This is a genomic window from Streptomyces sp. NPDC005863 (genome assembly GCF_042871345.1).
In the GTDB taxonomy this organism is placed as follows: Bacteria; Actinomycetota; Actinomycetes; order Streptomycetales; family Streptomycetaceae; genus Streptomyces.
In genome coordinates this window covers 601,882-614,565 of record NZ_JBIAII010000003.1, presented here as the reverse complement: position 1 = coordinate 614,565, position 12,684 = coordinate 601,882, and the positions used below count along the sequence as shown (strand labels likewise).

The window sequence follows — 12,684 nt, the reverse complement described above, 5'->3', positions numbered from 1 at the left end:
GGTCCTCACGGGGATGGGGGCGGCGACGGGGACTTGGGGGGCGTGGCCGGTGTGGGCGATGTGGGCGGCGTGGAGGTGCCGGCTTCCGGTTGCGGCTGGAGTTGCGGCTGAAGGGGCCCGGCAGGCCGGTCGGAATGCTTGTTGTTCTTGTTGCTCTTGCTGTCCTTGCTGTTCTTGTAGTTCTTGATGTCGCTGACCGTGGACATCCGGGCGCCGTCCCAGTGGAACCGCACGGCCTGCTCGCCGCCGTCCGAACACGGCGTACGCACCAGCAGATCGGGGCCGATCGTCTCCACGGCCAGATTCCTGCCGGAGGTGAACAGGATCGGATAGACCTTGCCGCCCTCCTCGCGGTAGACGGCCAGGACGGACCGGCCGCTCTCGGTGTCGGCGGCCACGAGCATCTCGGGCTTCTTGTCACCGGTCAGGTCCAGGAACTTCGGCGGACGCAGCCCCGCACGCCCCGGCCGGTCGATCTCCCCGCGGTCGGCCAGCGGCTTCGTACGGGGATCGGCCCGCAGCACCGCGTGCACGTCCACCGAGGCCAGCCCCCCGGAGCCGACGCGCGCCAGCCCCCTCAGCGGGCGCGGCGGCGGCTGCCGCGTGGCGGCCTCCGCGCCGGGCGCCCGCGAGGACGTACCGGTCCAGGCCGGCCAGACCGCCTCGGGGCGCGGCTGTACGGAGACGGTCGGCGCGGCCTCACCGTGGCCGAGGCCGTTCGTGCCGCCGCACCCGGCGAGCGCGAAGGCGGCCAGGACGGCGAAGGGGGCGGCGCCCAGCAGGAGCGGGCGGCGGGAGATCGGGTTCATGGCGAGGCTGACCGTCAGGTGGCGTATGGCATGCACATGTGACATGCGGCATGTGAGGGGGCGCGCTGGTGGTGGCCGGCCGGGGGACTGCACCGGGGATTCGGCAGAACGGCCGGCCACCGCTCTCGAAGGTAGGAACCGTCCATCACGGAAAACGGAAGATTGTGTAACAGCTGCCCCTAAGCACTGCCGAACCACCAGTTTCAGGACCTTCGACCTGGGCGCTCGCCTCTGGCCGAAGCTGTGCACAATCGTCATATGGACGCTGCGCACGATCGGCACGTGAACCTGCCGTTCTTCGTCTACGGCACCCTGCGCCCGGGCGAACCCAACCACGCCGCGTACCTGCACGGCCGGACCGTCGCGCAGGAGCCCGCCCGGTGGCCGAACGCGGTCCTCTACGAAGGCCCCGGATATCCCTACGCCGTCGAAGCCGCGGGCCACGGCCCGGTCCACGGAGAACTGGTGACGGCCGGGCCCGCCTCTTACGACCGGCTCCTCGTCGCCCTCGACCTCCTTGAGGAGTACGTCCCCGGCGACCCCCGCAACCTGTACGAACGCGTCGCCCGCGACGTCATCCGCCCGGACGGTACGACGACCCGCGCCTGGATCTACATCGCCGCCCCCCGCCTCGCAGCCGACCTCCTGACCTCCGGAACGGTGATCGACGGCGGGGACTGGACCACCCCCACCACCCCCACCACCCCCAGGACCCACCACTGAGCACCAGGGCACACAACCCACCCAGCACCACCCGCGCACTCGATCCGGTGGACTTCGTCGCCCGTGCGAGCGACAAGAGCCGCCCGCGTGATCACGGAAGGCGCCGGTCGATGCGACTCTCTGTCCGCACCGGTCGGTGCATGAGCCGGTGCGCGAGCACCACGTCCTCAGCAGGAGTTGCCCATGAGCCTTCGCCGTACGCTGTCGGTCCTCGTCGGAGCCGCGGCCCTCACCCTCGGCCTCCCCGCCGCGGGCACCGCGTCCGCTCACGCACCGGCCGCGGCCCTGAACCCCTGCGGTTTCTACGAGACCGCCAGCGACGCGTACTACAACCACTGCACCAGCGACGGCTCCCGTGTCGTCATCAAGGTGCGGGTGGCCTGGGGCCCCGACTACGAGCGCTGCGTCGCCCCGGGCAGGAGCTGGCTGGGCTCGGCGAAGAAGATCCAGGGCGCGCACTACATCGGCCGCACCTGCTGACCCTGACCCCGCCCCCGTAGGACGACGGGCCGCCCCCGACCACCCCAGCGGCCCGTCACCCTGCCAACCCCCAACCTGCACACCGCTGCACACGCTCCCCCCGGCCCACCACCCACCACCCCCTACGCCCGTTCCAACCGCACCGCGCACACCTTGAACTCCGGCATCCGCGAGACGGGATCCAGCGCCGGATGCGTCAGGTTGTTGGCCCGGCCCTCGCCCGGCCAGTGGAACGGCATGAAGACCGTGTCCGCGCGGATCGCCGTCGTGACCCGCGCCGGAGCCACCGCGCGGCCGCGCCGCGAGACGACGGCGACCGGATCGTCCTCCCCGACCCCCAGACGCGCGGCGAGCCGCGGATGCAGCTCCACGAAGGGCCCCGGAGCCGCAGAGTTGAGCTCGTCGACGCGCCGCGTCTGGGCCCCGGACTGGTACTGCGCGAGCACCCTCCCCGTGGTCAGCAGCACGGGATACTCCGCGTCCGGCTCCTCCGCCGCTGCCCGGTGCACCACCGGCACGAACCGCGCCCGCCCGTCCTCGGTCGCGAACCGGTCCAGAAACAGCCGCGGCGTCCCAGGATGCGGCCCCCCACCACCCGGCACCCCCGCCGCGTCGGCCACCCCCTCGTCCGGGCACGGCCAGAACACCCCCGCCCCCTCGTCCTCCCTCAGCCGCTCGTAACTGATCCCCGAATAGTCCGCCGGGCCGCCCGCACTCGCCCGGCGCAGCTCCTCGAACACCTCCTCCGGTTCCGTGGGAAACCCCTTCCCGTGACCGAGCCGGGCCGCGAGCCCGTGCAGTACGTCCAGGTCGCTGCGCACTCCCGCCGGCGCGGACACGGCCCGGCGCCGCAGCAGTACCCGCCCCTCCAGGTTCGTCACCGTCCCGGTCTCCTCCGCCCACTGCGTCACCGGCAGCACCACGTCCGCCAGTCGGGCCGTCTCGGACAGCACCACGTCCGCCACCGCGAGGAAGTCCAGCGAACGCAGCCGCTCCTCCACGTGCGCGGCCCGCGGCGCGGAGACGACCGGGTTGGAGCCCATCAGGAGCAGCGTCCTGATGTCCCCGCCCAACGCGTCGAGCAGCTCGTACGCCGACCGGCCCGGACCCGGCAGGGAGTCGGGATCCACCCCCCAGACGCCCGCCACATGAGCCCGCGCCGCCGGATCGGTCAGCTTGCGGTAACCGGGCAACTGGTCCGCCTTCTGGCCGTGTTCGCGCCCGCCCTGGCCGTTGCCCTGGCCCGTCAGGCAGCCGTACCCGGACAACGGCCGACCGGCGCGCCCCGTGGCCAGGCACAGGTTGATCCACGCCCCGACGGTGTCCGTGCCCTTGGCCTGCTGCTCGGGCCCGCGCGCGGTGAGCACCATCGCTGCGCCGGCGTCGCAGAAGAGCCGTACGGCGTCCCGCAGTTGGGGCACCGCCACGCCGGTGATCCGCTCCACGTGCTCGGGCCAGTGCGCCATCGCCGCCGCCCGTGCCTCCTCCCATCCGCTCGTCCGCTCCTCGATGTACGCCTCGTCCGTGCGCCCCTCCGCCACCACCAGGTGCAGCAGGCCGAGCGCCAGGGCGAGATCCGTGCCGGGCCGTGGCGCCAGGTGCAGGTCGGCCTGTTCGGCGGTCCTGGTCCGGCGCGGGTCCACGACGATCAGCGTGCCGCCGTTCGCCCGCAGCTCCGTGAGGTAGCGCAGCGCGGGCGGCATGGTCTCGGCGAGGTTCGACCCGACGAGGATCACGCAGCCGGTGCGCGGCACGTCCTCCAGCGGGAAGGGCAGCCCCCGGTCCAGGCCGAACGCCCGCTGCCCGGCGGCCGCCGCCGACGACATGCAGAAGCGGCCGTTGTAGTCGATCTGCGACGTGCCGAGCGCCACCCGCGCGAACTTCCCCAGCGCGTACGCCTTCTCGTTGGTCAGACCGCCCCCGCCGAACACCCCGCAGGCGTCCGCCCCGTGCTCCGCCCGCGCGCGGGACAGCTCGTCGGCGATCCGGTCGAGTGCCTCCTCCCAGGTGGCCGGCGCGAGCTCGCCCGTGGCGCGGGACCGGACGAGCGGCTCCGTCAGACGCACCCGCGAGGAGAGCACCTCGGGAGCCGTCCGGCCCTTGCCGCAGAGTGCCCCCTTGTTGACGGGGAAGCCGGCACGCTCCACCACCTCCACCCCGCCGCCCGGCTCCGCCCGGAGGCCCATCCCGCACTGCAACGCGCAGTACGGACAGTGGGTCGCCGTCACCCCGGCCCGGGCAGCCGGGTCCGTGGCCGGGGGAGTCGCCGGTGTCGCCGGTGTCGCAGTGGAGTGCATGCCGTCCAGCCTCCGCCGGGCGTGTTACGTGCCCCGGCGTGATCACGTTACGCACGCGGTAAGCCGACCTCAGCGTCCCCCGCGCCCGGCTGTGAGGCCGGCCCGAGCCTCCCGCAGGGGTGAGGGCCACCCGTCCCGACCCTCCCGCCGGGGCGAGGGCGAGGGCGAGGGCGAGGGCGAGGGCGAGGGCGAGGGCGCGGACCCGGAACCGGTCGCGGTCACAGCCAAGGCCACCGCGCACGCACGCCCACCCTCCGCTCAGCGCCGTGAGGCCAACGCCCGCTCCACGCCCGGCTCCTGCCGCCCCAGGAAGTGCGGATCGGGCCGGAACGCCGCGTCGAGCGCCGCCTTGCCCGCCGCGAAGACCTCCCGCGCGCCGCCGTAGTACCAGGTCGCGTCGTGCACCGCGTCCACCCCCACGCCGTACGACGAGACGCCCGCCGCGTCGCACAGCGCGACCGCCCTGCGTATGTGGAACCCCTGGCTGATCAGCACCGCCTGGTCCACGCCGAAGATCTTCTTCGCGCGGACGCAGGAGTCCCACGTGTCGAACCCGGCGTAGTCGCTCACGATCCGGCGCCCCGGCACGCCGTGCTTCTTCAGGTACGCGCGCATGGCGTCCGGCTCGTCGTAGTCCTCACGGCTGTTGTCGCCCGTCACGAGCACGACCTCTATGCGGCCCTTGCGGTACAACTCGGCCGCCGCGTCGAGCCGGTGGGCCAGATACGGCGACGGCTCGCCCTTCCACAGCCCCGCGCCGAAGACCATGGCGACCCGGGAGCGTGGCGCGTCCTCGACCGTGCCGACCTTGTCGTCCGTGGTCACGAACAGCCAGGTCGCGGGGGACAGCGCGAGCACGCACAGGGCCATCACGGCCTGCACGGTCCGCCGCCGCTCCGTGCGGGTGCGGGGCATGCGCAGCCAGGCCGGCCTGTGCGTCCGCCACCTCGGCCCCGTCCGCAACCATCGCGCCCGCAACCTCCGCGCCCACCCCGGCCGTTCCCGTTCCCCGTGTCGTTCCACCGTCATCCGCCCCCGTGCCCCTGTACCCACCGGATCCCCCCGACCCGATCACTGCCACAACCGTAAACGCCGCCACCCGCCGCGTCAGCGCCTCCCGCCCCCGAAACAACCCGGAGATGACCCCGACCCCGCCCCCGGGCCCGACCCTGACCGCGCCCCGCCACCCACCGTGAGCGGCGGGAAAACAGCCGTCACCACCGCGCAACGCCCCGGCAACATCCCCCGGCCATCCTCGGTCCATGACGCCGTCGAACCCTCTTCACCACGCGTCCGGCAGCACTCACCGCGACCTCCGACCCCGCCGCCCCACCCTCGTCATCGTCGCCCACGGCAGCCGCGACCCCCGCGCCCTCACCACCGTCACCGCCCTCGCCGAACGCGTCCGTGAGCAGCGCCCCGGTCTCGTCGTCCGCCTTGGCCACATCGAACTGAACGAGCCCCTGCTCACCGACACTCTCGGCACCCTGGCCCACGAGGCCGCCGTCCTCGTCCCCTTGCTTCTCGGCCGCGGCCAGCACGTCAAGCGCGACATACCCGGCGCCGCCGCGGACGCCGCCGCGGTCGACACCCGCGTCGCCGCCGCGCTCGGCCCGCATCCGCTGCTCGCCGCCGCGCTGCACGCCCGGCTCGTCCAGGCGGGCTGGCCCGCGCGGGCCATGAGCGCGCTTGAGCGCCGACGGCACGCCGTGGTCCTCGCCGCCGCGGGCTCCCGCGACCCCGAGTCGGCCGCCGACACGGAGAGCGCCGCCGCACTGCTCGCCGACCGCATCGGCGTCCCCGTCGTCCCCGCCTACGCCGCCCCGACCGCCGCCTGCGCCCGCACCGTGCCGCAGGCGCTCGACACCCTCGCCGCGCAGGGGCGGACACGGGCCGCCGTCGCCTCGTACTTCACCGCGCCGGGCCGCTTCGCCGCCCAGAGCGCGGCCGCCGCCCCCTGGCTCGCCGCGGCCCCGCTCGGTGCGCACCCGGCGCTCGCCCGGCTCGTCCTGCACCGCTACGACCAGGCACGCACCACCCCCGTACCGGCCCGGGGACGCCGTCTCAGCGGCGTCTGACGCAGGCCGAAATCACCGGGGCCACATCCCTGTTTGTCAGTGCTTGCGTCTACTGTCGGTGCATGGAAGGCACAGCACCGCACGCGCGACCCGAGGACCGCACCGCTCACAGCGCCTACAGCGTCTACGACGAGGCAGCCGTCGACCGGTGGGCCGCCGAGCCCGACAAGAGGCCGGGGCGCACGGCCTTCCAGCGTGACCGCGCGCGGGTCCTGCACTCCGCCGCGCTGCGCCGCCTCGCAGGGAAGACGCAGGTCGTCACGCCCGGCACCCGCAGCCAGGCCTGGGACGCCAGCGCCCGCACCCGGCTTACGCACTCTCTGGAGTGCGCCCAGGTGGGCCGCGAGCTGGGCGCCGCCCTGGGCTGCGACCCCGACCTGGTGGAGACGGCGTGCCTCTCGCACGACCTGGGCCACCCGCCCTTCGGGCACAACGGCGAACAGGCGCTGAACGAAGTGGCGGCCGACTGCGGCGGCTTCGAGGGCAACGCCCAGTCGCTCCGGCTCCTCACCCGCATCGAGCCCAAGCGGTTCGTGCGCGCGCGCGGTGGCGACGAACTGGTCAGCGTCGGCCTCAACCTCACCCGCGCCGCCCTGGACGCCGCCACCAAGTACCCCTGGCCGCGCGGCGGCCACCCCAGCGACCCGGCCTCCGCCAAGTTCGGCGTCTACGAAGACGACCGGCCGGTCTTCGACTGGGTGCGCGGCCAGGCGCCGGGGGACCGCACCTGCTTCGAGGCGCAGATCATGGACTGGTCGGACGACGTCGCGTACTCGGTCCACGACTTCGAGGACGGCCTGCACGCCGGGCACATCGATCCCAACGCGCTGCACGCCGAGCCCGAGCGCCAGGACATCTACGCCGTCGCGATCGGACGCTACGTACCCGAGGACACCGACCCCGAAGAGCTCGCCCAGGCCCTCGACCGCCTCCTGGAACAGGAGTGGTGGCCGCACGGGTACGACGGATCGGCCGTCGCCCAGGCCCGGTTGAAGGACGCCACGAGCCAGCTCATCGGCCGCTTCTGTCTGGCCGCGGAGACCGCCACCCGCGCGCGGTACGGCACGGGGCCCCTCACGCGGTACGCGGCCGAGCTGGTCGTCCCCCGCGCGGCGCGCCACGAATGCGCGGTCCTCAAGGCCGTCGCCGACCGCTATGTGATGCAGCGCCCCGCCCAGGAGCGGCTCCGCGCGGACCAGCGCATCGTCGTCGCCGAGCTCGCCGAGGCGCTCACCGCCCGCGCCCCCGACGGCCTCGACCCCCAGTTCCGCGCGCTGTACGACGCGGCGGCCGACGACCGGGCCGCCCGCCGCGTGGTGATCGACCAGATCGCGTCGCTCACCGACGCGGCGGCCCGCGCCCTGCACACGCGCATGACGGCGAAGCCGTGGGCCGTGTCCCGGCGGAACGACGGTAAGTGACCATGGAGTGACCACAGGGGGTGACGGAATGTGGCCAGTCGGGGCCACGCCCCCTTCCCGCATCACGCTCCGTGCGGGACGCTCCCTGTGGCGGCAAGACCGAGTGGCAAGTCTGTGTTCTTCCGGGGTACATCCCCGGTACCCCGGGCAAGGAGGCATCAAGTGGTCGACGCGGATCAGACGTTCGTCATTGTCGGAGGAGGGCTGGCCGGCGCCAAGGCGGCCGAGACGCTCCGCTCCGAAGGGTTCACCGGACGGGTGATCCTCATCGGTGACGAGCGCGACCACCCGTACGAGCGTCCGCCCCTGTCCAAGGGCTATCTCCTCGGCAAGGAGGAGCGCGACAGCGTCTTCGTCCACGAACCGGGGTGGTACGCGCAGGCCGACGTCGAACTGCACCTCGGCCAGACCGTCGTCGCCATCGACCGCGCCGCCAAGAACGTGCGCCTGGGCGACGGCACCGTCATCCGCTACGACAAGCTCCTGCTCGTCACCGGCGCCGAACCCCGTCGCCTGGACGTCCCTGGCACCGACCTCGCGGGCGTCCACCACCTGCGCCGGCTCGCCCACGCCGACCGGCTCCGCAACGTCCTGGCCTCCCTCGGCAGGGACAACGGCCACCTGGTCATCGCGGGCGCCGGCTGGATCGGCCTGGAGATCGCCGCGGCCGCCCGTGAGTACGGCGCGGAGGTCACCGTCGTCGAGCCCGAGCCGACCCCGCTGCACGCCGTCCTCGGCCCCGAGGTCGGCCAGATGTTCGCCGACCTGCACGCCGAGCACGGCGTCCGCTTCCACTTCGGCGCCCGGCTCACCGAGATCACCGGCCAGGACGGCATGGTCCTCGCCGCCCGCACCGACGACGGCGAGGAGCACCCGGCGCACGACGTGCTCGCGGCGATCGGCGCGGCCCCCCGCACGGCCCTCGCCGAGTCCGCGGGCCTCGAACTCGCCGACCGCGCGGACGGCGGCGGCATCGCCGTCGACGCCTCCCTGTGCACCTCGGACCCCGACATCTACGCGGCGGGCGACGTGGCCGCCGTGCGCCACGCGCTCTTCGACACCAGCCTGCGCGTGGAGCACTGGGCCAACGCCCTCAACGGCGGACCCGCCGCGGCCCGCGCGATGCTCGGCAAGGACGTCAGCTACGACCGCGTGCCCTACTTCTTCTCCGACCAGTACGACGTCGGCCTGGAGTACTCCGGCTGGGCGCCCCCGGGCTCGTACGACCAAGTGGTGGTCCGCGGCGACACCGGCAAGCGCGAGTTCATCGCCTTCTGGCTGCGCGACGGGCAGGTCCTCGCGGGCATGAACGTCAATGTGTGGGACGTCACGGAGCCGATCCAGCAGCTGATCCGGGAGGGCAGGCGCCCCGATACCGACGCCCTCGCGGACCCGTCGACCCCCCTGGCGTCGCTCCTGGGGTGACCGGCCGGGCAGGAGTGTCACAGGTGCCCCGTAGTATTCCTACGTGGCAGGCAGGATCAATGACGAAGACGTGAAGGCGGTTCGGGACGCGGTCCCGATCGACGCCGTGGTCTCCGACTACCTCCAGCTGCGCAACGCCGGAGGCGGAAACCTCAAGGGCCTGTGCCCCTTCCACGACGAGAAGTCCCCGTCCTTCCAGGTCAGCCCGAGCAAGGGTCTCTTCCACTGCTTCGGCTGCCAGGAAGGCGGCGACACGATCGCCTTCGTGATGAAGATCGACCACCTCACCTTCTCGGAGACGGTCGAGCGCCTCGCCGCCCAGGCGGGCATCACGCTGCGCTACGAGGAGGGCGGGTACAACCCCGCCCACCAGCGCGGCGAGCGCATCCGCCTGGTCGAGGCCCACAAGATCGCCGCGCAGTTCTACGTGGACCAGCTGGAGAGCCCCGAGGCCGAGATCGGCCGCAAGTTCCTCGCCGAGCGCGGCTTCGACCAGGCCGCCGCCGCGCACTTCGGCGTGGGCTACAGCCCCGCGGGCTGGGACCACCTCACCCGCTATCTGCGCGGCAAGGGCTTCACCGACAAGGAGCTGACCCTCTCCGGCATCTCCCAGGAGGGCCGCCGCGGCCCCATCGACCGCTTCCGCGGCCGCCTGATGTGGCCCATCCGCGACATCGGCGGCGACGTGGTCGGCTTCGGCGCCCGCAAGCTCCGCGACGACGACAACGGCCCGAAGTACCTGAACACGCCCGAGACGGCGATCTACAAGAAGTCCCAGGTCCTGTACGGCATCGACCTCGCCAAGAAGGAGATCGCCAAGTCCAGCCGCGCGGTCGTCGTCGAGGGCTACACCGACGTGATGGCCTGCCACCTCGCCGGCATCACCACCGCCATCGCCACCTGCGGCACCGCCTTCGGCGGCGACCACATCAAGATCCTCCGCCGCCTCCTGATGGACAACGGCTCGGCCCGGGTGATCTTCACCTTCGACGGTGACGCGGCCGGCCAGAAGGCCGCCCTGCGCGCCTTCGAGGACGACCAGAAGTTCGCCGCAGAGACGTACATCGCCATCGCCCCCGACGGCATGGACCCCTGCGACCTGCGCCTGGCCAAGGGCGACGCGGCCGTCGCCGACCTGGTCGAACCCCGCACCCCGCTCTTCGAGTTCGCGCTGCGCCAGATCGTCTCCCGGTACGACCTGGAGACCCCTGCGGGCCGCGCCGCCGCCCTCGACGAGGCCGCGCCCGTCGTCGCCCGCATCAAGAACAGCGGCGCGCAGCACGAGGTCGCCGTCCAGCTCGCCGGCATGCTCGGCATCCTCGACACCCAGTTCGTCGTCAAGCGCGTCGCCCAGCTGGCCCGCTGGGCCCGCGACCGCGGCGGCCGCGGCCCCGCCCCGGCCCCCCAGCGCACCTCGCCGACGTACGAGAACGCGCCCCAGGGCTTCAGCGGCCCCGCGCTCAACCTCCGCAGCCCCGCCCACCGCACCGAGCGCGAGCTGATCAAACTCGCCCTGCAGTACCCGCAGTTGGTCTCCCCGGCCTTCGACGCGTACGGCATGGACGAGTTCACCGCCCCGCCCTACGCCGCGGTGCGCCGCGCCATCGAGGAGGCGGGCGGCGCGGAGTACGGCGTGCAGGACCCCCAGGAGTACCTCGTGCGCGTCCGTGACGCGGCGCCCGACGACGCGGTCCGCTCCATGGTCACCGAGCTCGCCGTCGAGGCGATCCTGCGCAAGACGGTCGACGAGATGTACGCGGGCATGCAGCTCGTGCAGGTCCGGCTGCGCGCCGTCGACCGCCGCATCCGGGACGTACAGGGCAGTCTCGCCCGGCTCGGCGCGGGCGGCGACCCGCAGCATCTGGCCGCCGTGCAGAACGAGTTGTGGGTCCTGCAGCAGTACGGCCGCGCGCTGCGCGAGCGCGGCGCGGACGCGCTCTGAGGGTGGCCCCCGAGGCGGTCCCGGAAAACGGCCCCTGAGGTTTTTCGGGGATTCGCCCCGGGCCCACGGGTTACCCGCCGGGTAACCACGCGGTCACGGACCGGACTCAAAAAGTCACCGCACGCCCCTCGTGGCGGCCGTGTGTCGTGCCCCACACTGGGTTCCGGTGCCTGAGTCCTCGGAGCGCGGCCGACCCGCAGACAGCGGGTCCGACACCCCCGCGGTTCCACACATCGTGTCCGGGACGGACAGCGGCGAGGCCGTCGTCCCTCTCCCGTTGCCGCACGCCTCAGCTGCGATCACCCTGGAGGTCGCCCCCGTGCAGACCCAGACCCTCACCCAGACCGACACCGCCGCACGCGCGGATGCGGAACCCGGCGTCCTGGAGTCGGTGCCATCCCAGAGCCGCGGAAGCCGGCATCCGGAGGCGCCGGGCACACCGGACGCGGCGCCCGCACAGGACTCCGTGACGGCGCCGGACGCGGCACCTGAGGCCGCCGAAGCCCCCGAGGCCCCCGACGCTGCCGACGCCCCCGAGGCCCTGGCACCGGAGACCCTGGAGCTGCCGACGCCGCGCGGCCGCGCCGACGCCGGCGGCCCCTCGTCCGACCTGTTCCGCCAGTACCTGCGCGAGATCGGGCGGATCCCGCTGCTCACCGCCGCGGAGGAGGTCGAGCTGGCCCGCGCCGTCGAAGCCGGTCTCTTCGCCGAGGAGAAGCTGAGCAACACCCCCGACCTCGACTCCCAACTCGCCCTGGACCTCGACAAGCTGGTCGTCGTGGGCCGGATGGCCAAGCGCCGCCTCATCGAGGCCAACCTGCGCCTGGTCGTCTCCGTCGCCAAGCGGTACGTGGGCCGCGGCCTGACCATGCTCGACCTGGTCCAGGAGGGGAACCTCGGACTGATCCGGGCCGTCGAGAAGTTCGACTACGCCCGCGGCTACAAGTTCTCGACGTACGCGACCTGGTGGATCCGGCAGGCCATGTCCCGCGCCCTCGCGGACCAGGCCCGCACCATCCGCGTGCCGGTGCACGTCGTGGAGCTCATCAACCGCGTCGTACGCGTCCAGCGCCGCATGCTCCAGGAGCGCGGGTACGAACCCACGCCCGAGGAGGTCGCCGCCCATCTGGACCTGCCGCCCGAGCGCGTCAGCGAGGTGCTGCGCCTGGCGCAGGAGCCCGTCTCGCTGCACGCGCCCGTCGGCGAGGAGGACGACGTCGCGCTCGGCGACCTCATCGAGGACGGCGACGCCGCGTCCCCCGTGGAGTCGGCGGCGTTCCTCCTCCTCCGCGAGCACCTGGAGGCCGTCCTCTCCACGCTCGGCGAACGCGAGCGCAAGGTCGTCCAACTGCGTTACGGCCTCGCGGACGGCAGGCCCCGCACGCTGGAGGAGATCGGCCGCATCTTCGGCGTGACGCGCGAACGGATCCGGCAGATCGAGTCGAAGACCCTCAACAAACTGAGGGACCATGCCTTCGCCGACCAGCTGCGGGGCTACCTGGACTGACC

At 73.2% G+C, this 12,684-nt stretch carries 10 protein-coding genes; 7 read left to right on the top strand and 3 right to left on the bottom strand.

What is annotated here, in order from left to right:
* Positions 1-5: 5 nt before the first annotated feature.
* Positions 6-854: a hypothetical protein gene (locus ACFYO9_RS15065; protein WP_358773260.1), complete on the bottom strand. Its 849-nt coding sequence runs from the start codon at positions 852-854 to the stop codon at positions 6-8.
* A gap of 213 nt (positions 855-1,067) precedes the next feature.
* On the opposite strand from ACFYO9_RS15065, the gene ACFYO9_RS15060 reads away from it, so the two are divergent.
* The gene (locus tag ACFYO9_RS15060) at positions 1,068-1,532 is read left to right on the top strand and encodes a gamma-glutamylcyclotransferase family protein (protein WP_358773259.1); all 465 of its coding nucleotides are present in this window, start codon (positions 1,068-1,070) and stop codon (positions 1,530-1,532) included.
* A 183-nt stretch (positions 1,533-1,715) separates the two neighbouring features.
* Positions 1,716-2,012, top strand: coding sequence for a DUF6355 family natural product biosynthesis protein (locus tag ACFYO9_RS15055; RefSeq protein WP_355808629.1), 297 nt, complete (start codon positions 1,716-1,718; stop codon positions 2,010-2,012).
* A gap of 122 nt (positions 2,013-2,134) precedes the next feature.
* On the opposite strand, the gene ACFYO9_RS15050 is transcribed toward ACFYO9_RS15055, so the two are convergent.
* Together ACFYO9_RS15050 and ACFYO9_RS15045 are read right to left on the bottom strand one after the other, a co-directional pair.
* The gene (locus ACFYO9_RS15050) at positions 2,135-4,309 is read right to left on the bottom strand and encodes a molybdopterin oxidoreductase family protein (RefSeq protein ID WP_358773257.1); all 2,175 of its coding nucleotides are present in this window, start codon (positions 4,307-4,309) and stop codon (positions 2,135-2,137) included.
* 258 nt (positions 4,310-4,567) lie between these two features.
* Complete coding sequence (locus tag ACFYO9_RS15045) at positions 4,568-5,224, bottom strand: ElyC/SanA/YdcF family protein (RefSeq protein WP_355808634.1); 657 nt, start codon at positions 5,222-5,224, stop codon at positions 4,568-4,570.
* 347 nt (positions 5,225-5,571) lie between these two features.
* On the opposite strand from ACFYO9_RS15045, the gene ACFYO9_RS15040 reads away from it, so the two are divergent.
* From ACFYO9_RS15040 to ACFYO9_RS15020, 5 genes are all read left to right on the top strand, one after another.
* Positions 5,572-6,387 carry a CbiX/SirB N-terminal domain-containing protein gene (locus ACFYO9_RS15040; protein ID WP_358773254.1) on the top strand — a complete coding sequence of 272 codons (816 nt, stop codon included), beginning with the start codon at positions 5,572-5,574 and terminating at the stop codon, positions 6,385-6,387.
* Positions 6,388-6,449: 62 nt separating this feature from the next.
* Positions 6,450-7,808 carry a deoxyguanosinetriphosphate triphosphohydrolase gene (locus ACFYO9_RS15035; protein WP_358705042.1) on the top strand — a complete coding sequence of 453 codons (1,359 nt, stop codon included), beginning with the start codon at positions 6,450-6,452 and terminating at the stop codon, positions 7,806-7,808.
* Positions 7,809-7,970: 162 nt separating this feature from the next.
* Positions 7,971-9,233, top strand: a complete 1,263-nt coding sequence (locus ACFYO9_RS15030) for an FAD-dependent oxidoreductase (RefSeq protein WP_358773252.1) — start codon at positions 7,971-7,973, stop codon at positions 9,231-9,233.
* Between the two features lie 43 nt (positions 9,234-9,276).
* The gene (gene dnaG, locus ACFYO9_RS15025; protein ID WP_355808645.1) at positions 9,277-11,175 is read left to right on the top strand and encodes a DNA primase; all 1,899 of its coding nucleotides are present in this window, start codon (positions 9,277-9,279) and stop codon (positions 11,173-11,175) included.
* Positions 11,176-11,341: 166 nt separating this feature from the next.
* Entirely contained in the window at positions 11,342-12,682 is a 1,341-nt protein-coding gene (locus tag ACFYO9_RS15020) for an RNA polymerase sigma factor (protein WP_358773250.1), read from the top strand.
* The last annotated feature ends 2 nt before the right edge of the window (positions 12,683-12,684 follow it).

What these genes read in the sequence shown, in the direction of transcription:
- ACFYO9_RS15065 (WP_358773260.1), bottom strand. Translation starts at nt 854, where the DNA reads ATGTCACATGTGCATGCCATACGCCACCTGACGGTCAGCCTCGCCATG.
- ACFYO9_RS15060 (WP_358773259.1), top strand. Translation starts at nt 1,068, where the DNA reads ATGGACGCTGCGCACGATCGGCACGTGAACCTGCCGTTCTTCGTCTAC.
- ACFYO9_RS15055 (WP_355808629.1), top strand. Translation starts at nt 1,716, where the DNA reads ATGAGCCTTCGCCGTACGCTGTCGGTCCTCGTCGGAGCCGCGGCCCTC.
- ACFYO9_RS15050 (WP_358773257.1), bottom strand. Translation starts at nt 4,309, where the DNA reads ATGCACTCCACTGCGACACCGGCGACACCGGCGACTCCCCCGGCCACG.
- ACFYO9_RS15045 (WP_355808634.1), bottom strand. Translation starts at nt 5,224, where the DNA reads ATGCCCCGCACCCGCACGGAGCGGCGGCGGACCGTGCAGGCCGTGATG.
- ACFYO9_RS15040 (WP_358773254.1), top strand. Translation starts at nt 5,572, where the DNA reads ATGACGCCGTCGAACCCTCTTCACCACGCGTCCGGCAGCACTCACCGC.
- ACFYO9_RS15035 (WP_358705042.1), top strand. Translation starts at nt 6,450, where the DNA reads ATGGAAGGCACAGCACCGCACGCGCGACCCGAGGACCGCACCGCTCAC.